This is a genomic window from Nocardia nova, from assembly GCF_002933465.1.
GTDB classification, from domain to species: domain Bacteria; phylum Actinomycetota; class Actinomycetes; order Mycobacteriales; family Mycobacteriaceae; genus Nocardia; species Nocardia nova_B.
This window is the reverse complement of record NZ_PSZE01000009.1, coordinates 148,118-166,618: the sequence shown is the minus strand read 5'-3', so window position 1 is coordinate 166,618 and position 18,501 is coordinate 148,118. Positions and strand designations below refer to the sequence as shown.

The 18,501-nt window shown below is 66.7% G+C and carries 20 protein-coding genes and 1 pseudogene; 9 read left to right on the top strand and 12 right to left on the bottom strand.

The genetic code is table 11. The features are described from left to right. Nucleotides 1-384 precede the first annotated feature (384 nt). A complete protein-coding gene (locus C5E41_RS14015) occupies nucleotides 385-666 on the bottom strand; it encodes a hypothetical protein (RefSeq protein ID WP_104376248.1) in 282 nt (93 codons plus the stop codon). A gap of 6 nt (nucleotides 667-672) precedes the next feature. Further along, entirely contained in the window at nucleotides 673-858 is a 186-nt protein-coding gene (locus C5E41_RS14010; RefSeq protein WP_104376247.1) for a hypothetical protein, read from the bottom strand. 351 nt (nucleotides 859-1,209) lie between these two features. Here C5E41_RS14010 and C5E41_RS14005 point away from each other — a divergent pair, with 351 nt between their 5' ends. The 3 genes from C5E41_RS14005 to C5E41_RS13995 all read left to right on the top strand — a co-directional run bounded on the left by C5E41_RS14005 (nucleotide 1,210) and on the right by C5E41_RS13995 (nucleotide 3,340). Then, the gene (locus C5E41_RS14005) at nucleotides 1,210-2,007 is read left to right on the top strand and encodes a helix-turn-helix domain-containing protein (protein WP_258080964.1); all 798 of its coding nucleotides are present in this window, start codon (nucleotides 1,210-1,212) and stop codon (nucleotides 2,005-2,007) included. Between the two features lie 89 nt (nucleotides 2,008-2,096). Next, on the top strand, nucleotides 2,097-2,303 hold the full coding sequence (locus tag C5E41_RS14000; RefSeq protein WP_104376246.1) for a DUF397 domain-containing protein: 207 nt from the start codon (nucleotides 2,097-2,099) through the stop codon (nucleotides 2,301-2,303). A 371-nt stretch (nucleotides 2,304-2,674) separates the two neighbouring features. Beyond that, nucleotides 2,675-3,340 (top strand): LutC/YkgG family protein, encoded by a 666-nt coding sequence (locus C5E41_RS13995; RefSeq protein ID WP_104376245.1) that lies wholly within the window; start codon nucleotides 2,675-2,677, stop codon nucleotides 3,338-3,340. 413 nt (nucleotides 3,341-3,753) lie between these two features. Here C5E41_RS13995 and C5E41_RS34460 read toward each other — a convergent pair whose 3' ends face one another. The 4 genes and pseudogenes from C5E41_RS34460 to C5E41_RS13980 form a co-directional block, all read right to left on the bottom strand. Beyond that, nucleotides 3,754-4,005 carry an SDR family oxidoreductase gene (locus C5E41_RS34460; RefSeq protein ID WP_219823158.1) on the bottom strand — a complete coding sequence of 84 codons (252 nt, stop codon included), beginning with the start codon at nucleotides 4,003-4,005 and terminating at the stop codon, nucleotides 3,754-3,756. Between the two features lie 70 nt (nucleotides 4,006-4,075). Beyond that, nucleotides 4,076-4,441 (bottom strand): annotated as a pseudogene (locus tag C5E41_RS35965) (SDR family oxidoreductase); the annotation flags it as partial. A gap of 335 nt (nucleotides 4,442-4,776) precedes the next feature. After that, nucleotides 4,777-6,255: a catalase gene (locus C5E41_RS13985; protein WP_104376244.1), complete on the bottom strand. Its 1,479-nt coding sequence runs from the start codon at nucleotides 6,253-6,255 to the stop codon at nucleotides 4,777-4,779. A 38-nt stretch (nucleotides 6,256-6,293) separates the two neighbouring features. Further along, entirely contained in the window at nucleotides 6,294-6,737 is a 444-nt protein-coding gene (locus C5E41_RS13980) for a Fur family transcriptional regulator (protein ID WP_104376243.1), read from the bottom strand. 421 nt (nucleotides 6,738-7,158) lie between these two features. On the opposite strand from C5E41_RS13980, the gene C5E41_RS13975 reads away from it, so the two are divergent. After that, entirely contained in the window at nucleotides 7,159-8,505 is a 1,347-nt protein-coding gene (locus C5E41_RS13975; protein WP_104376242.1) for a serine hydrolase domain-containing protein, read from the top strand. 72 nt (nucleotides 8,506-8,577) lie between these two features. Here C5E41_RS13975 and C5E41_RS13970 read toward each other — a convergent pair whose 3' ends face one another. Next, on the bottom strand, nucleotides 8,578-8,994 hold the full coding sequence (locus C5E41_RS13970; RefSeq protein WP_104376241.1) for a nuclear transport factor 2 family protein: 417 nt from the start codon (nucleotides 8,992-8,994) through the stop codon (nucleotides 8,578-8,580). A 94-nt stretch (nucleotides 8,995-9,088) separates the two neighbouring features. Between C5E41_RS13970 and C5E41_RS13965 the strand changes: the two genes are divergently transcribed. Next, nucleotides 9,089-9,685 carry a TetR/AcrR family transcriptional regulator gene (locus tag C5E41_RS13965; protein WP_104376240.1) on the top strand — a complete coding sequence of 199 codons (597 nt, stop codon included), beginning with the start codon at nucleotides 9,089-9,091 and terminating at the stop codon, nucleotides 9,683-9,685. Nucleotides 9,686-9,785: 100 nt separating this feature from the next. Here C5E41_RS13965 and C5E41_RS13960 read toward each other — a convergent pair whose 3' ends face one another. Then, the gene (locus C5E41_RS13960; protein WP_104376239.1) at nucleotides 9,786-10,820 is read right to left on the bottom strand and encodes an aspartate-semialdehyde dehydrogenase; all 1,035 of its coding nucleotides are present in this window, start codon (nucleotides 10,818-10,820) and stop codon (nucleotides 9,786-9,788) included. 3 nt (nucleotides 10,821-10,823) lie between these two features. After that, entirely contained in the window at nucleotides 10,824-12,089 is a 1,266-nt protein-coding gene (locus tag C5E41_RS13955; RefSeq protein WP_104376238.1) for an aspartate kinase, read from the bottom strand. 388 nt (nucleotides 12,090-12,477) lie between these two features. Between C5E41_RS13955 and C5E41_RS13950 the strand changes: the two genes are divergently transcribed. Then, complete coding sequence (locus C5E41_RS13950; RefSeq protein WP_104376237.1) at nucleotides 12,478-12,894, top strand: secondary thiamine-phosphate synthase enzyme YjbQ; 417 nt, start codon at nucleotides 12,478-12,480, stop codon at nucleotides 12,892-12,894. A gap of 15 nt (nucleotides 12,895-12,909) precedes the next feature. Here the strand turns inward: C5E41_RS13950 and C5E41_RS13945 are convergent, their stop codons facing one another. After that, a complete protein-coding gene (locus C5E41_RS13945; protein WP_104376236.1) occupies nucleotides 12,910-13,485 on the bottom strand; it encodes a dihydrofolate reductase family protein in 576 nt (191 codons plus the stop codon). A gap of 191 nt (nucleotides 13,486-13,676) precedes the next feature. Here C5E41_RS13945 and C5E41_RS13940 point away from each other — a divergent pair, with 191 nt between their 5' ends. From C5E41_RS13940 to C5E41_RS13930, 3 genes are all read left to right on the top strand, one after another. Next, nucleotides 13,677-13,862: a DUF1918 domain-containing protein gene (locus tag C5E41_RS13940; RefSeq protein WP_104376319.1), complete on the top strand. Its 186-nt coding sequence runs from the start codon at nucleotides 13,677-13,679 to the stop codon at nucleotides 13,860-13,862. Between the two features lie 272 nt (nucleotides 13,863-14,134). Then, on the top strand, nucleotides 14,135-14,593 hold the full coding sequence (locus C5E41_RS13935; RefSeq protein WP_104376235.1) for an SRPBCC family protein: 459 nt from the start codon (nucleotides 14,135-14,137) through the stop codon (nucleotides 14,591-14,593). Between the two features lie 106 nt (nucleotides 14,594-14,699). Next, entirely contained in the window at nucleotides 14,700-15,905 is a 1,206-nt protein-coding gene (locus C5E41_RS13930; RefSeq protein ID WP_104376318.1) for a low temperature requirement protein A, read from the top strand. A gap of 12 nt (nucleotides 15,906-15,917) precedes the next feature. Here C5E41_RS13930 and C5E41_RS13925 read toward each other — a convergent pair whose 3' ends face one another. Both C5E41_RS13925 and C5E41_RS13920 read right to left on the bottom strand, forming a co-directional pair. After that, nucleotides 15,918-16,745, bottom strand: coding sequence for an ion transporter (locus tag C5E41_RS13925; RefSeq protein ID WP_258080963.1), 828 nt, complete (start codon nucleotides 16,743-16,745; stop codon nucleotides 15,918-15,920). A gap of 74 nt (nucleotides 16,746-16,819) precedes the next feature. Then, nucleotides 16,820-18,436 (bottom strand): GMC oxidoreductase, encoded by a 1,617-nt coding sequence (locus tag C5E41_RS13920; protein WP_181063238.1) that lies wholly within the window; start codon nucleotides 18,434-18,436, stop codon nucleotides 16,820-16,822. Nucleotides 18,437-18,501: the final 65 nt, after the last annotated feature.

The window sequence follows — 18,501 nt, the reverse complement described above, 5'->3', positions numbered from 1 at the left end:
CGAAGTAATCGTGCAAACTTCGCCGATATTCGCGGTTTTCTCGCATTCTCGGCGGGGTTTGCACGATAAGTTCAGGGTGGGCGATGGTGGTCGGCCACCCCGTCAACAGGGCGGTCCCTCGCAATCGGCGCGGGGCCTGAGCGTCACCGGACAGTCGCCGGCGATCGCTCCTCGCTGCGAGTCACCGCGTCGGCCTTACCCAGTCGACGCGGGTCGATAGGCCGAGATAGGCGCAGCTTTCACGGGATGTTGGCGGGCGGCGTGGTATCAGGTCGTACAGGCAGGGGAAACTGGCGGCGGGGGTGGCGCGGTGCGATGGCGGCGCGTTGCGGTAGTGGGGAGTTGCGGTGACCTGCGGGGTCGGGAGGGGACCCCGCAGGCACCTCATGCCCGCTCGCGGCACTCGGTGGGGAGTGCGGACGGTGGCGTCGAAACGTCCTGCGAGCGCGACAGTTTCATGGCGGGCCCGGTGCGGCAGGCGGCGCACTCGGCGGCGGTCGCGGCATCGGGGTCGTGGCCGAGGGTTGTGAGGATGTTGCGGCAGCTGCTGAGCATGTCGCAGGTTTGCGGGGTGCAGTGGGCGTGGCGTTCGGCGTGGATCTCGCGGTGCATCCGTTCGGGGGAGATCGGGTTGGCGAGCGGGCCGTGGAGGACCGGATTGGTCACGGCCGCTCAGATCCCGAAATGCGGGCGATCGGCGGGGTGCATGGCGCCCGTCGCGACGAGCCAGAGTTTGGCCTGTAACTTTCTGGCGCACACCGTGATCGGGCAGTCGAGATGGTCCTGCATGATGCGGTGAGCGAGCGCGGTGGTCATGGTCGGCAGGACGCTGTGGACGATCGGTCGCAGACCGTGCACGGGAGAACACCTCCGGACATCGTCGGGGCACCAGCGGACACGCGGCTGCTGGTACTCCCGATGGCCGGGGCCATTTTCGGCCATCACCTTGCGGCGTCGGTGCTACGCGGTAATGTCTCGTCGGTATCATCACGGGTGTAGTCGCATCCGGGGGCATCGGTTGTGCGACTTGCCGATTCGAGTTTCCCGGCCATCGGGGTGGCTCAAGAAGACCACCGAATGAGCCGGCGGGACAATAGCGCCATGCATATGCAACGAAGGTTCTGCGACGGCCCAGAGCGGTTCGCACGGGGGTAGCCGATTTCTTTCCTCGTGCAAACGGCGACCGCTCACGATGCAAACGAGGAATCCGTGACGAACATCGGTGAGGACAGCTCGACCACCCTGCCCCGGCGGCAACTGGGGAGGTATCTCAAGGAGGCCCGCCTCGGCGTGGGCCTGCGACTGGAAGACGTTGCGCCGCTGATGCAATGGTCGGCGAGCAAACTGTCTCGGCTCGAGGCCGGGAAATCACCCAGCATCCGCGTACTGGATGTGGAGGCGCTGTGCCGCATCTACGACATCGACGATCCCGAGGTAATTGCCGGGCTGGTCGGCTTGGCTAAACAGAGCACCGGCAAGAGCTGGTGGCAGGCATTCGACGATGTTATTTCGGGGAACTTCGACCTGTATGTGGGACTGGAGTCGTCGGCAAAGAAGCTCTCCGTTTTCCGGCCAGACATGCTTTCCGGGCTCTTCCAGACGCCTGAATACGCACGCGCTCTGAGCCGCGTCTACTTTCAGAATCTCACTGAGGAGGAATTGGAGCGACACGTTCAACTGAGGCGACGAAGGCAAGCACCCCTCACCCGAAAGACCAACCCTTTGCCGGTCGATCTCATCGTGCAGGAGGCGGTCCTGCGGACGGTCGTTGGAAGCCCCGCTGTCATGGCCGAGCAGCTCCGCTACCTCGCCGATTTTCCCGTCAACGTCACCGTACGGGTACTGCCCTTCACTGCTGGGTTTCCCGTCGGTCCGGCAACCGGCCCGTTCACCATCCTGGAATTCGGCCAAGATCCGAAGGGCCGCGACATCTCGCCGACCGTGGTCTATATCGAGTCCTACGCGGGGGATTTGTATCTCGAGCGTGACAAAGATGTCGCCCGGTAGCGTCATGCATACAGCGTCATGCAGCAAGCGGCACTCGACGTCGGGGACAGCAAGCGCTTTCTGCGGCACACAGCAAGGGAGTTCAGAGCGTGAACGTCGATCTGAGCGGGGCCAAGTGGTTCAAATCCAGCCGGAGCGTCGGCGGTAAAGACTGCATAGAGACGGCGTTCCTCGACAGCGGCTTGATCGGAGTCCGCGACTCCAAAAATCCCACCGGCCCCGCCCTCGTCTTCACCCCTGCCGAATGGGACGCCTTCACCACCGACCTCCGCAACGGCACCCTCGACCACGCGTGACCGATCGCCTCATGCGAAACAAGGCCGCCGCGCCACGCTTCGGTAGCGGATCCGCTCATCGAGGAAGGTTCAACCGGCACCCGGATCATGGATCAGGGCTCGGTGGCGTTGATCGCGACGGTGCGGCCCATGCTCGAGGGTGCGACGCTGGTGCTGTAGGCCTTCGGCAGCCGGCTGGTGCCGCTGCTGCCGGCGGCCGGCATCTGGCGGTATGGGCGGCCACCGCGGCCGATCCGGTCGTCACGCTGATCCGGCGCCGGCGCAAGCCGGGAATCCGTAGGCTGAGCTCGCGATCTTCTACCGCACGGTAGCCTGGTTCGCGAAGTACGATCCGGCGGGAGGAGCCGGAGCAATGGAACGGGAGATTCACGGTGACCTCGCGGGAGGATTTCCTGCGCCGCGTGCGCGATGCCCTCGAGGCGCTACCCAATGACGAACGCATGGTGCCGGTGCCGCGCAACTATCAGCGCAACGCCCCGGTGCCCTCGACCGAGGATCAGGCCGAGATCGTCGAACTGTTCATCGATCGCCTCACACACCACGGCGCCCAGGTCCATCGGGTCGGCGCAGACGAGATCCCGGGCGCGATCGACTCGGCCCTGCGCGCCCACGGCGCCCGTTCGGCGCTGGCGCCCGACGGGCTGCCCGAGCATTGGCTGCGGCGCTGGGAACTGACGGGCGAACACCGTGTCCTCGACGATCAACCACACCTGTCGATTCTCGATCGCGAACGTACCGATGCCGTGGTCACCGCATGCGCCGGCGCGGTGGCCGACGCCGGCACCTTGATTCTCGACGGCGGACCGGGTCAGTGCCGCCGCGATGCCGCTGTCCTGGCCGACTGTCACATCTGCGTGGTCCGCGTCGAACAGATCGACTACTCACTGCCGCAGGTCCTGGACAAACTGGACCCGCGCCGATCCATCACCTGGTTCGGCGGGCCGACAGCGATGACCGACCCGGAGGCCGATTCCGGCAGAGTCGGCGGCGCCATCGAGGAGGCCGAGCGTCGCCTGGTCGTCGTCATCGTCGGTTGATCGACGGCCCCTATTTCCCCGCCCTCACAATCTCCTGCACAAGCGCTCTTTAAGGGCGCGGCAAGCGCACCCCGGCATTGTCGTCCTCGACACCGGGAGTGCTCCTGCCGCGAGAGGGGGCGGCAGGATCACCCACCGGCTGCGACCGAGCCGATCCGCTCGGCCTGTCGACGAGGGGTGACAGACCGGACGGATCGGCTGTGTGCGCGGCAGCCACCACCGTGTCGATTTCGGCAGCGGCGCCGGTGTCGATTTCGGCAGCGGCGCCGGTGTCCGTCTCGAGGAATGATGGGGGTATGGAAACTGCGGTCGTCTTCGTGCTGGCTTGCCTGCTCTACTGGTGGGGCTTGATCTGACCGATCGGCCCCCATAGGGCAACACCTCGCCGGACCGACCACCGGCGAGCGGGTGCCTCAGCGACCGGTGGGCAAATTCGCCCCGCCGGTCACGTCGAGCACCACGCCGCTGACGAAGCCGTTGGTGGCGATCATGTGCACGGCCCGGGCCAGCTCCTCCGGGTCGCCTACGCGCCCGGCGGGTGTGGTGGCGGCGAGGCCGTCGAAGAGGGTGCGGCGCTGTTCCGCCGGCACCCGCTCCCACCATTCGGTGTCGATGACGCCGGGGGCTACCGCGTTGACCCGCAGCGGGGCGAGTTCGACCGCCAGGCGGAGGCACCATGGCGTTCAGCGGCCCGTTGATCGCGGCCAGCCCGGCGGTGCCGGGGAAGGCCGCATGCGCCGACGCGGCGGTGATCAGGGTGATCGAGCCGTTCGAAACGAGATGCGGCAGAGCGGCTTTGACAATTCTCACCTGGGGCCAGAACTTGCCGTCGAACCCGTCCGCCAAGTGGTCGAGATCGAGTTCGGCGAACGGACCGCTGCCCGCCGAACCACTGACCGCGATGACGAGGTGGTCGATGCTGCCGGACTGCGCGAAGAATGCCGCGATCTGCTCGCCATCGGTCGCGTCCATCCGGTAGCCGCTGGTCCTGCCACCCAGCCGAGCCACCGCCGCGTCGAGTTCGTCCTGGCTGCGGCCGGTGACGACGACCTCGGCGCCCTCGTTCGCGAACAGCAGATGAGACAGCGGATCCGATCCCACGGATCGAAACCCTTTGACGGAAGGCCTGTTCACGATGACTCCGATTTCGCGACGTGCCGCCGGCGCACTGGTGTGGGGCGCCGTCCTGCTCCCCCTCGCCCCGCCCAGGCCGAGACAGTTCCGCAGGCCACCGCACCCGCGTCCGCGACCCAGCCGGTCACCGACGGCGGCAGCGGCTCGTCCACGCAGTCGATCATGTGCACCATCGTTCGCCTGATGCTGATGAACCAGGGCCCCACCTGGTGCCAGTAGCGGCCGGCGCCGCGCGGCGCTGACCGATCGCAGCGGACGGGCCCGCACCGAAATCCGGTGCGGGCCCGCAGATGTCGCTATGTTCAGCTGTTGCCGTTCAGGCCCGCGCGCACACCTTCCTCGACGCGCTTGCCGATCTCCGGATCGACGTTCTTCCAGTAGTCGAACACCCGGCTCAGCACGGGTTCGCGCACGCCGCCGAGCACGTGCCCGACCACGTTGTCCACCAGGCGCTGGCGCTGTTCGTCGTTGTAGACCTCACGCACCAGCGTGCCCGGCTGCGCCCAGTCGCTGTCCTCGGCGTGCTGAACGTAGCCTGCCCGCACCTGCTCGGGCTCGAAACTCCACGCCGCCTCCTCCGGGGCCGCGGCCGCGTCGGCATGCGGACCACCGAACGAATTCGGCGCGTACACAGGCACTTCCGGCGCGTTGAAGTCGTAGCGCATGGCGCCCTCCTTGGAATAGGAGTTCACCTCGGCCGCACGCGCGCGGTTCGGCGGCAGCTGGTGGTAGTTGGTGCCGATGCGGTAGCGATGAGCGTCGACATAGGCGAAGACCCGGCCCAGCAGCATCTTGTCCGGCGAATAACCGATACCTGGCACGATCGCCGACGGCTCGAATGCGGCCTGTTCGATCTCGACGAAGTAGTTGCGCGGATTGCGGTTCAGCGTCCAGGTGCCGACCTCGATCAGCGGGTAGTCCTTATGCGACCACACCTTGGTCAGATCGAACGGGTTGAAGCGGTAGTTCGCCGCCTCACCCACCGGCATGATCTGCACATACACAGTCCAGCTGGGGAATTCACCGCGTTCGATGGCGTCCCACAGATCCTGGCGGTGATAGTCGGGATCGGTGCCGGCCAGCCGGTCGGCCTCGGCCTGGGTCAGGAATTCGATGCCCCGATCGGTCTTGAAGTGGTACTTCACCCAGAACCGTTCCCCCTCGGCGTTGATCCACTGGTAGGTGTGCGAGCCGTAGCCGTTCATATGCCGGTAGGTCTTGGGAATCCCGCGGTCGCCCATCAGCCAGGTCACCTGGTGCGCCGACTCCGGGCGCAGGGTCCAGAAGTCCCACTGCATGTTGTGGTCGCGAAGGCCGTTGCCCGGCAACCGCTTCTGCGAACGGATGAAATCGGGGAACTTGATCGGATCCTTGATGAAGAACACCGGGGTGTTGTTGCCGACCAGATCGTAGTTGCCGTCGGGAGTGTAGAACTTGACCGCGAAGCCGCGCGGATCGCGCCAGGTGTCGGGGCTGCCCTGTTCGCCGGCGACGGTGGAGAACCGCGCCAGCGATTCGGTCCGCGCACCCGGCTGGAACAGCTTCGCCTTGGTGTAGCGGCTGACGTCGTTGGTGACGACGAGCTCACCGAAGGCCCCCGCACCCTTGGCGTGCACGATCCGCTCCGGCACCCGCTCCCGGTTGAACTGGGCGAGCTTCTCGATCAGATAGTGGTCGTGCAGGAGAATCGGGCCCTCGGTACCGGCGGTCAGCGATTCGTTGTCGCTGGGGACCGGAGTGCCGGTGTTGGTCGTGGTCGGGCCACTGGTCGGCTTGGTCATCGCAGCCTCCTGTTCAGCTGTCGCCCGGGATGTCCGGGCTATCGGGTCGGCGCGTCGTCACCGCGACGGCACTGCGGGCAGAGTCCCCAGAACACGACCTCGGCTTCGTCGATCGTGAACCCGTGCGCATTCGACGGGTCGAGGCAGGGGGCCCGGCCCACGGCACAGTCCACGTCCACGACCGTGCCGCAGTTCCTGCACACCAGATGGTGATGGTTGTCGGCGATGCGGGTTTCGTACCGAGCCGGCGAACCGGCCGGTTCGATTCGGCGCAGCAGGCCGGCGCCCACACAGGCGTGCAGTACGTCGTACACCGCCTGGGTCGACACCGAACCCAGCTGCTGCCGGACCGCGGCGGCCACCGTGTCGGCATCCGAATGCGGATGGGCGGCAACTGCTTCCAGCACCGCCACCCGCGGGCGGGTTACCCGCAGGCCCGCCACGCGCAAGCGTTCGCGCGGATCGAAACCCTTGGTGGACATGACCCCAGTGTGCCCCTTTTCTGGAATAAGTCAAGAAAAGACCCATTGGGGTGTTTTCCCGTCGCAACCGTCCATCGGCACATCCGGACCGTCGTCCACATCACACACCGGCGGGAAATATGTCCCCGTATCCGCCGGTTGACACCCTTTGCCGGCGTCGGGACAGCCCCGGGCCGCACCCCTTGTCGCTTCGAGCGACCACTCGCCGAGAGGCGCTTGTCGGGCGTCGGCATCTCGAGCGACGGAGCCGGCGTGGCATTCGCTCGCTCGACGCAGTAGTGCTGCGCACGGCGCCGCCGGGTTACGCTCGGCGGCGTCGCTCTGATTCACAGCGCCCTTCTTCCCTGTCGCCGATTCCGATTTGATTGCGGGCGTTGCGTGTTGGACACCGAACCGAATGCGGGGTGGTTAACCTCGCCTCATGGGACGCCTAGTCGGCTGGGTGATCGGGGTGCTCGTCGTCGTATTGGTCGGTGGTGCATGCGCCACGCCGGCCCCGGCACGAGCGGAGGTTTCACAGACCTGCGCGGTCTCGTCCGGACGCGGGTTCGAACGGGCCACCCCGGAATCCACCGGCCTGGATGCGGCGCGGCTCGCTTCCGCCCTGCGGTTCGCCGACGAACGGAACCGGCTGAACGTCAAGATCTTTCGGCACAACTGCCTGATCGGATCCGGCGTGCACAACGACGCCACCGATACCACGCCGTGGAATGTCTGGAGCGTCACCAAGAGCGTGGTCTCGTTGGTGGCCGGAATCGCCTGGGATCAGGGCAAACTCGATATCGACGCGCCGATCGACCGCTATCTGCCGCCCGGACTCGGCGATGCCGCCCACCGCGCGATTACCGTCGAGGATTTGCTGACCGAGCGCTCGGGCCTGCGCGTCGGAGTGATCAACGAGGGAATCTCCGGGGTGGTGCCGATCGATCCGAACAGTGCCGTACAAGCGCTCGGGCTCCCGCTCGACAATCCGCCCGGCACCCGGTTCTCCTACAGTCAGCGCAACGTCGATCTGCTGTCGTACGTGATCGAGTTGGCCGTCGGCGAACCACTGCAGCAGTTCGCGCAGCGGGAACTCTTCTCTCCCTTGGGCATCCAACGGAGCGACTACTATTGGGCCCGAGACCGTTCCGGTCACACCTACGGCTATGCGCACCTGATGATACCGCCGGACGATCTAGCCAAGATCGCCCTGCTGGTCGCCGACCACGGCGACTGGAACGGGGCGCAGGTGGTCTCGGCCGATTATCTGCACCGCGCCCAGCAGACGGGCCCGGGCCGCGAATGTTACGGCTATCTGTTCTGGGCCCGCCCCGGATGTATCGAGATACCGTCGTTCCTGCCCCCGGATGTGTTCGCGATGTCCGGGCTCGGGCTGCAGGATGTCTTCTTCATCCCGAGCCTGGATCTCACCGTGGTGTGGACCGGCGTCTTCGGCAACCGCAGCAGCGGCGGGCCGACCGGCATCCTGCAGAATCTGACCGAGCTCACCTGGGAATTCTTCCGCAGATTGCTCGGCGCGTTCCAGGAGCCGCCGGTGCCCGACCCGGGCCCCTACGTGGAACCACCGGTGACCCTGGATCCCCGCGCGTTCTTCGACCCCCACATCACCCTGGCGGTATTCGGGGTCGGGCCCGACGCCTATCCCGGCTGTTCGGTGCTGTCCTGCCTGAACACCCCACTGGCGCCGCCGTTCTCGGATGCCCCGCCGGGCTGCGCGCTGCTGGCCTGTCTCGGGCCCGATCCCCGCACACCCGGCATCCGCTGACGGAGCGGCATGGGTGCGCGGAGTCCGGTGGAAAACCCGCACGCGCGGCGGGGCAGCGCGACCAGCCATCGGTCAGCCGGCGATGCGCGCGATCCGCGCGGTATCCATGTAATCCCGGAACAGGGTCACTTCCCCGTTCCGCACGTGCACCACGTTCACCGAGGTGCGAACTCGCGCTCGCGGCGCGCCCGGCAGCGTCATATCCACCTCGTTCTCCACGAAAAGCACTCCGTCCTCGGTGGATTCGTACACCGTCGGATAGACGCCGTGCACCTCGATGCCCGACAGACCCGACCAGCGTTGCGCCAGGTGTGCGCGGATCGCCTCCCGTCCCTCGAGCCGCTCCGGCATCCCGGGAATCGGGAACGGGATCTCGAATACCGCATCGGGGGCGAGCGCCGCGACGAAAGCATCGGCATCGCGCACCGGCAATGTCGCGAACAGGTCCTCCACCACTTGGCGGGCACTGCGCACCGAACTGGAAACCATGACAAACTCCCTCTACTAAAAGCGGAACGTACGCCCCGCTTATAATCCGGAACGTGCGCCCCGTTTGTCAACGGTTAACCGGTAGACTCGCCGTGTGGCGGAGAAACAGTTAGCGGAACCGGGGGCCGAACCGCGCCGCGCCCTGCGCGCCGACGCCCGCCGCAACCGGGAGCGAGTACTCGCGGCTGCCCGGGAAGCCTTTGCGGCCGAAGGTATTTCGGTCCCCTTGGATGAGATCGCGCGGCGCGCCGGGGTAGGCCCCGGCACCGTGTACCGCCACTTCCCCACCAAGGAAGCCCTGTTCCACGCCGCCATCGTCGACAACATCGAGCGAATGCTCGACTACGCGCGGAGCCTCGAGTCCGCCGCTGATCCGGGCGCCGCCTTCTTCGACCTGCTGGACCACATGGTCGCCGAGGGCGGGGTCAAACGCGATCTCGCCGACGCGCTGGGCGGTCACGAAACGATCGAAATCACCGGTCCCACCAAGGAATTTCAGGTCGCGATCGCCCGGTTGTTGCGGCGCGCGCAGGATTGCGGCGCGATCCGCGGCGATATCGACTTCGACGATTTGATGCGGGTACTGAAGGGCACCTTCGCGGGCACGCATACCGCCACCGGCGAGCAGCGAGTCCGCGCTTTCGCCGTCGTCTTCGACGGACTCCGGGCCCGCTGCGAACCAGCCGGCTGAGCGAGCCCCCGCAAGAAACCGGCTGAGCGGCCACAAGGAAAACGGGCCGCCCCGCAATCGGACGGCCCGTTCGAATCGAACTTCGCCGGAAGACGCGGTGTCAGCGCTGCGCGAGCAGAACTTCCGCGATCTGAATGGTGTTGAGCGCGGCGCCCTTTCGCAGGTTGTCACCCGAAACGAACAGCGCCAGGCCACGCCCGTCCGGCACGCCGGGATCCTGGCGGATCCGGCCCACCAGCGACTCGTCCTTACCGGCGGCCGCCAGCGGCGTCGGGACGTCGACCAGTTTCACCCCGGCCGCGTCGGCGAGCAGTTCCTTCGCCCGCTCCACCGAGAGTGGCCGCGCGAATTCGGCATTGATCGACAACGAATGCCCGGTGAAAACCGGCACACGCACACAGGTACCGCTGACCAGCAGATCGGGCAGACTGAGAATCTTGCGACTCTCGTTGCGCAGCTTCTGGTCCTCGTCGGTTTCACCGGAACCGTCGTCGACGAGCGAACCCGCCAGCGGCAACACGTTGAAGGCGATCGGCGCGACGTACTTGTTCGGCGCGGGGAACTGCAGGGCACTGCCGTCGTGAGTCAGCTTCTCCGCGTCCCCGATCACCGCGCGGGCCTGCGTGGCCAGCTCCTCCACACCGGCCAGCCCACTGCCGGAGACGGCCTGATAGCTGGAGACGATCAGTCGCTGGAGTCCGGCCTCGTCGTGCAGGGGCTTGAGCACCGGCATGGCGGCCATCGTGGTGCAGTTCGGGTTGGCGATGATGCCCTTGACCAGGTTGCGCGTCTGTTCGGGATTCACCTCGCTGACCACCAGCGGCACCTCGGGGTCCTTGCGCCACGCCGAGGAGTTGTCGATGACGGTCACACCGGCGGCCGCGAACCGCGGCGCCTGCACCCGCGACATGGTGGCGCCGGCGGAGAACAGCGCGATATCCAGTCCGGACGGATCCGCGGTCTCGGTGTCCTCGACCACGATCTCGCCGCCGCGCCAGGGCAGCTTCTTCCCGGCCGAGCGCGAAGAGGCGAAGAATCGCACCTCGTCGGCGGGAAAGTCGCGCTCCTCCAGCAGTTTTCGCATGACGGCGCCGACCTGCCCGGTCGCGCCGACCACACCTACGCGTACGCCCATGGTTTATCGCCCCGATCCCGCGTGCACGACCGCGACCTCGTCGCCGCCCAGATCGAACGCCTTGTGCAGCACCTGCACGGCGCCGTCCAGCTCGGTGTCCTTGACCAGCACGGAGATGCGGATCTCCGAGGTGGAGATCAGATCGATGTTGATACCGGCCTCGGCCAGCGCCTCACAGAAGGTGGCGGTGACACCGGGGTGGCTCTTCATACCCGCCCCGACGAGGGAGACCTTGCCGATGTGATCGTCGTAGAGAACCTGGCTGAAGCCCAGTTCGCTCTGACGCTTGGTCAGGAACTCCACCGCGCGCGGCCCGTCGGCCTTGGGCAGGGTGAAGGTGATGTCGGTCTTGCCCGTCTCGACCTTGGAGATGTTCTGCAACACCATGTCGATGTTGATCTCGGCGTCGGCGATGGCCCGGAACACCTTGGCCGCATAGCCCGGCTCGTCCGGCAGGGCCACCACGGTCACCTTGGCCTCGCCGCGATCGTGCGCGACGCCGGTGAGAATTGCGTCCTCCAAGGGGATGTCCTCCATCGATCCGTAGATATAGGTGCCTTTGCGGTCGGTATAGGACGAGCGCACATGCACCGGAACGTTGTAGCGGCGGGCGTATTCGACGCAGCGCAGCATCAGCACCTTGGCGCCGGTGGCGGCCAGCTCGAGCATCTCTTCGAAGCTCACCTGCTCCAGCTTCTGCGCATCCGGCACGATCCGCGGATCGGCGGTGAACACGCCGTCGACATCGGTGTAGATCTCGCAGACGTCGGCGTCGAGCGCGGCGGCCAGGGCGACCGCGGTGGTGTCGGAGCCGCCGCGGCCCAGTGTGGTGATGTCGCGGCTGTCCTGCGAGACGCCCTGGAAGCCCGCGACCAGCACGATCAAGCCCTCGTCGAGCGCATCTCGGACCCGGGAGGGGGTCACGTCGATGATGCGGGCGTTGCCGTGGGTGCCGGTGGTGATGACTCCCGCCTGGGAACCGGTGAACGACCGGGCCTCGGCTCCGAGTGAGTGAATCGCCATGGCCACCAACGCATTCGAGATGCGCTCACCGGAGGTCAGCAGCATGTCGAGTTCCCGGGCCGGTGGCGCGGGCGCCACCTGCTGGGCCAGATCGAGGAGTTCGTCGGTGGTGTCACCCATTGCCGAGCACACGACGACCACGTCGTGCCCCTGCTTCTTCGTCTCGACGATCCGCTCAGCGACGCGCCGGATCCGCTCGGCAGATTCGAGCGAAGATCCTCCGTACTTCTGAACGACGAGAGCCACAGTGGGGTCCTCCAAGATCGACTAGCTGCTGTTACAGCCAATAAGACTACCGATCGGAGTCCGCTCGGTGGTGGGCTACCTCCGAGCGGCCACCGGGATCGGGCGGCTCGGCCCACCGAATTCGCCACGCCGACCAGCGGCGATCCCGGTCCGGGGCGGCGGTACGGTGCGCGGCCGCGACGGCAGAGACCTTGCGGCGTATCGGAATCGGCGCGCACAGCCGCGTTCATCAGCGGTTCTCCGGGTCCGCCGGAGTCCGGCACCCGGTCCCGGCGCAACAGCCGGCGTACCGGTGTGAGTAATCACACCGACCGGTTCAGCAGCCGGTCGGCGAACCGCTGCGCGCGAGTTTCCGATGTACGTCGCGGCGAAAGCGCACGATGGGCCTATGAAGAGCATCGAAATCGAGCTGCGCACCGGCGATCGGGAGGTCGTTCACGACCTGACGCCGCAGTGCGCCACATTTCTGCGCGAGGCCGGCGGCGGCGACGGATTGCTGCACGTCTTCGTCCCGCATGCCACCGCCGGCGTGGCCCTGATCGAGCTCGGCGCGGGCAGCGACGACGATCTGCTGCACGCCCTGCGCGATCTGCTGCCCGCCGATGATCGCTGGCGCCACGCCCACGGCTCGCGCGGGCACGGCCGCTCACACGTCATGCCCGCGTTCATCGCCCCCTACGCCACCGTGCCGGTGCTGGGCGGTGAGCCGGCACTGGGCACCTGGCAGTCGATCGCCTTCGTGGACCTCAACGTCGACAACCCGATCCGCCGGGTGCGCCTGTCCTTCCTGCGCGACGCCGGTTGATCGCCGCCGGGCACGTCAACCGCGTTCGAACCAGGTGATCTGCGCGCCGTTGCCGAATTCACGGCGCTGCACCGGCGTGAACGCGGTCGGCCGGAAGTTGCCGGTGAACGCGCTGATGCCGGCGCCCGCGACCACCGGATAACTCTTGATGATCAGCTCGTCGATCTCGTCGACGAGCGCGCCGGCCAGTTGTCCCCCGCCGCACAGCCAGATGTCCTTGCCGTCCTCCTGCTTCAGGCGACGCACCAGGGCTACCGGATCGCCCGGAACGAGCTCGACCTCCGGATCGTCGACGCGATCGAGTGTGGCCGAGACGACGTACTGCTTCAGATGCGGATAGGGGCTGGCGATGCCGGCCGACAGCGCGGGTTCGTAGGTGCCGCGCCCCATGAGGACCGTGTCCCATTCCTTGTTGGGTTCGTCGCGGGCCATCCCGAAGTGCGGGCGGAGGTGCGCGGGAACGGACTCCGGATAGCGCCCATTGACGAATTCCGCCATGTCCTCGGCCACGGGATAGAAGTCGTACTCCCCACCCGGCCCGGCGATATAGCCGTCGAGCGAGACGCCGACGAAGTAGAGGAGCTTTCGCATGCCGATACCACCTTGCCTGTTGCACTCTAGCTGTAGTGGTTGAACTGTAGTACTACATACGCAGTGGAGTCAAGCGGTATCGGAAATTGCCGCGCGCCGATTCGCGTGATTGCAACGAGAGGAGATTCAGCTCGCAGGGAACTTGCGGCATCGACTTGTGAGCAGTATCACATCGAACGATAATGGCGGTCATGCATGCGCATGTAGGCGATCACATCCTCGTTCACAGCAATGCTGTGGGAATGCCCGAGCGCACCGGCGAAATCATCGAAGCGCGCGGCATCGACGGCACCCCGCCCTACGTCGTCCGGTTCGAGGACGGACACGAAAGTCTGGTCTTTCCGGGGCCGGACTGGGAGGTCCTCCACCACCGGTAGCTGTGCGGACGAGCAACGTCAAGCCCCCTTTCCCACCGGGGGCGGCCCCTCTCCGGGCAAGTGCCCACTCGCACCGGCAATCGTCCGGCCACCCGCGGCACACACCGGTGTCGAGCGCGCCGCTGACCGCTCCGGCAGCGCGACCGCAAACCCGGCACGCCCCACCGAACCGAATCAGACTGGTCGGTCTCTGTAACTCCAGGAACAGACCACATGGTTGACGACCGCGCGTGACGACGGAGACAATCGGCCGAAGCAGTGGAGGGCAAGACATGCGCACGAAGACCGATCACCGATTCATCATCGATGTCGAACCCGATCAGGTTCAGGAAGCATTGCTCGCCGTCGAGCGGACCCCCGAGTGGTCACCCGCGCACCGCGACGTGCGCGTCGCGACCCGCGACGAATTCGACCGTCCCCGCCGCGTCTACGCCACGGTGACCACCCTCAACAACTCCGACCGCCAGGTCCTCGCGTACACCTGCACCCCGGAACGCATTTCCTGGGAAGTGGTGGAGAGCGCCGCCGGTGGCGGCGGCAAGGGCTGGTTCGACATCGAGGAGACCGACGAGGGCACCGAGGTCTGGTACCACTCCGAGATCTATCTGCCCATCCCCGTCCCCGGTCTGCTGCTCAAGCGCACGCTGTCGCGGGCCAACGACGAGGCCGTGCAGAACCTGATCGAGTACATCGAGAAATTTCCCTTCGGCGAGAACTACGAGGTCGGCTGACCGTGATCCGGGCCGGTCATCTGACCGAGAGGATCCGGGCCGGTCATCCTGACCGAGAGGTTCGCCGTCGCGGGCGCTGACGCCGGCTTCCTGCCACGATGTGCGCATGACCGGTGTCAGACGCACACGCATTCGAGCGGTTACCGAGGATGCCTCGGTAACCCAGCTCGAACTCTTCTTCGACCTCGTCCTGGTCTTCGCCTTCACCCAGGTGACCGATCTGGCCGCTCACGACGTCACCGCCCTCAACATGCTGCGGGCCCTGCTGGTGCTGGCGGTGATGTGGTGGGTGTGGATCGCCTACGCCTGGCTGGGCAATGTGGTGAAGGCCGACGAGGGACTGGCCCGGGTAGCGATGTTCGCGGCCATGGGCGCGGGACTCATCGTGGCCGAGGTGATTCCCGAGGCGTTCCACGACATGCCGGGCGGCTGGTACGGACCGCTGGTGTTCGCCATCGGCTACCTCGTGATCCGGCTGGTCCATCTGGCGATGTTCTGGCTGGCCAGTACCGAGGACCGGCAGTTGCGCGGGCAGGTGGGCCGCTGGGCCGGCGGCTCGATCACCCTCGGCACCGCGCTGCTGATCGTGGCGGCCGGCGCACACGGCACCGTGCAGATCGTGCTGTGGATCGCGGCCATCGCCGGCGATATGGTCTGGACCTTCTTCGCCGGCAACGACTGGCGCGTGAATTCGGCCTCGCACTTCGCCGAGCGCCACGGCCTGATCGTGATCGTCGCGCTGGGCGAATCGATCGTCTCCATCGGCGTCGGCGTGGCCGGGCTGCCGATCTCGTGGCCGATCACTGTGGGATCGCTGCTGGCACTGGCAGTGTCGGGCCTGCTGTGGTGGACCTACTTCGATGTCGCCGCGAACGTCGTGGAACGCGCGATGACCGAGGCCTCGGGCCCGCGCCGGATCCAGATCGCGCGCAATTGCTACACCTTCTGGCATTTCCCGATGGTCGTCGGCATCGTCGCCATGTCGCTCGGGTTGAAGAAGGCGCTCAACTATCTCGGCGGGGCGGCCGGGCATACACTGCACGATCGACTGCAGGGCATTCCACTGTTCGCGCTCTACGGCGGCGTGGTGCTGTACCTGCTGGCGCTGGTGGGCTTCCGGCACTACGCGACCCGGGTGGTGCTGTGGCCGCGCCTGGTCACCGCGGCGGTGCTGGTCGCCCTGGTTCCGTTGGCCGCGCAGCTGCCGGCGATAGCCGCACTCGGACTGCTGTGTGCGGTGCTGACGGTGCTGATCGTCTGGGAGACAGTGCGTTACGCGCAACCGCGCGACGCGGTCCGGCACGCCCACTGAACCGGATGCGGACTACCGCGTTGTGCGATCGGGCGGAACACGCTGCTGCAGTTTGTGATCCACCGCCTCCGGAATATGCCCGCCCTCGCGCACCGCGTCCCGCATCTGATTGATGTTCTCGCGCAGCACATCTCCGACCAGTTCGTCGGTGCGGGGGTCGGCCAGCACCTGGAAGACGATCCGGAAGCTGGTGTCTGCGATGCCGCGAATGATCTCCTCGTGGAACGGCAGGTAGCGCACCCGCCCGACCGCCGGATCGTTCTTGACCAGTTCGAGAATCATGGCGTCGAGTTCGTCGCGGTTCTCCTCCAGCGCCGCCGCGATATTGCGGGTATACCGGCCGCGGCGCAGCACATCGGCCACCTCCTCCAGCACGGCCATGGTGACCGGGCGCCGGACCGCGTCGACGATCACGCCGACCGAGCGGTTCACGACCGCGGCGGTCACCCGGTCACCGAAGGCGCGGTCGGCGACGCGCGCCAGCCGAACCAGGATCACGATGATGCGCAGCAACCGGAATCCCCGGAAGAACGGGCTGGTCACCGGGATCATGCCCAGGACCTCGTACCAGTAGACAAACGGGTAGGTCCACGACCAATCCGCCCGCCGCCAGCGCCACAGGAATTCGAGGGCGAACACCGCGCAGATCGACGAGTCGACCACCACGATCACGTGATATGTGTGCTGCGGCACGGTGAAGAAGGTGATCCAGGTGACCAGACCCACCGAGACCACGGCGAGAGCCAGCATCAGCAGATCGGTCCACAGCGCGGGCGGCTTGCGCGGATACTCCTCGGGCAACGGTCCAGCCGTGTACTGCGCCACAACGGTCCCTTCCACGTCGAACGGGTACCCGCCGAGAGTAGCGGCACGGCGGCGCCGGGAAGCCGCCGCGAGTTTCCGTGCGGCCGGAATCAGTGCCCGGCGCGGATGATCGCCTCGACGTTGCGTTCGGCCAGCGCGGTGATGGTCAGCGACGGATTGGCCGCGCCGGTGCTGCCCGGAATCGCCGCACCGTCGACCACATACAGCCCCGGATAACCGTTCACCCGGCCGTAGTTGTCGGTGGCCCGGCCCAGGACCGCACCGCCGAGGGGATGCGCGGTGAACGGGGCATTGGCGTCGTAGCCGAGCGCCTGGTAATCGAACAGAGCCCCCGACCGTTCGGCGATGCGCTGGTCTACCGCGCGGCAGGCGGCCACGATCCGATCCTGAGCCGCACGCGGCCAACTCAGTGCCGCGCCGTTGCGCGCGGCGTCGTAGGTGATGCGAGTTCGGGTCGGATCCATCACCAGCCCGAGCGAGGCCAATGCGCCGGTCTCCACCGGAATTCCGGGGATGTACCAGCTCTCCAATGTCAACGGTATGCCGGATTCGTCGAAGATCCGGCTGGCACTCGGCACGCCCTGACCCAGCCCCGAGAGCCGGCTCTCACCGCGGGCCAGCGCGACGTCGCCGTTGGTGCCCCAGCCGTCGCCGACATGTTCATCGAGGTTGGGCAGTGCACCGGTGGCGCGGGCGCGGACCAGGAGTTCGGTGGTGCCGATGGATCCGGCGCCGAGGAACAGCTTGTCGCAGGTGAGAGTTCGGGTGCCCAGCACCGTGCCGGTCGGGTCCAGCTTGGTGACCTGCACGACGTAGCGGTCACCGTCGCGGCCGATGCTGTCCACCCGATGCCCCGCGAACACCGACGAGCGGCCGGTGGCATGCGCGTACTTCAGGTAGTTCTGATTGAGGTCGAATTTCGCGCCGTTCGAATTGCCGAGATTGCTGCGGGCCGCGGTGGCCGACGCGCGCGTGGCGCCGGCCAGTTCGGCGCGCACCGTATCCCATTTGAAGATGGACTCGTTGGGCTGCGGCTCGTATCCGGCCGTGCGCACCTGCTCGTCCCACATCCGGGAATGCGTGAACGGAGCCGAATTGTAGATATCGGCCGGCATGACCGACAGGTTGAGCATCTGCCGCACACGCGGATAGTAGATGCGCTCCAACTCGGTGTAATCGACTGTGCCACCGAAGATCTCGTCGAAATGTCGGCGCTGCGGGGCGATCATGCACCCGGAGAAGACCACCGACCCGCCGCCCACGGCCGCCGCGCGCCACACATCGATACCGTCGAATTCGGTGATATCCAGGACGCCGCCGAAATCGGCGAAATGCATGGGGACCTTGGTGACGCCGGTGAAGCTGGTGCGATGCCAGAATCCGCGGCCGTCGGGCAGATCGTCACCGGTGAAGATCTCCCGCCACGGATCGTTCGGCCAGCGCGAACCGCGTTCCAGCACGGTATTGGCGATACCCGCCTCGGCCAGTCGCAGGGCCGCGACCGCGGCGCCGAATCCGGAGCCGATCACGATGGCTTCGGTATGCTCGGGTGGATCCGGCTGCGGGACGAAGATCTCGGAAACCCAGTTGCGGAACATCCCGTTCCACGCCGGATCGGCGGCGGCTTTTCCCGTCTCGCGGAACGCGCCCGTGGCACCCAGCAAAACCGCAGCACCGGCCGCCTGTAGAAAGGCACGTCTCCGCACCGGCCACCTCCCTCATCACGCATGGCCGCGCGCGAGACTACCGCCGAACTTGTTTTGTCTCAACA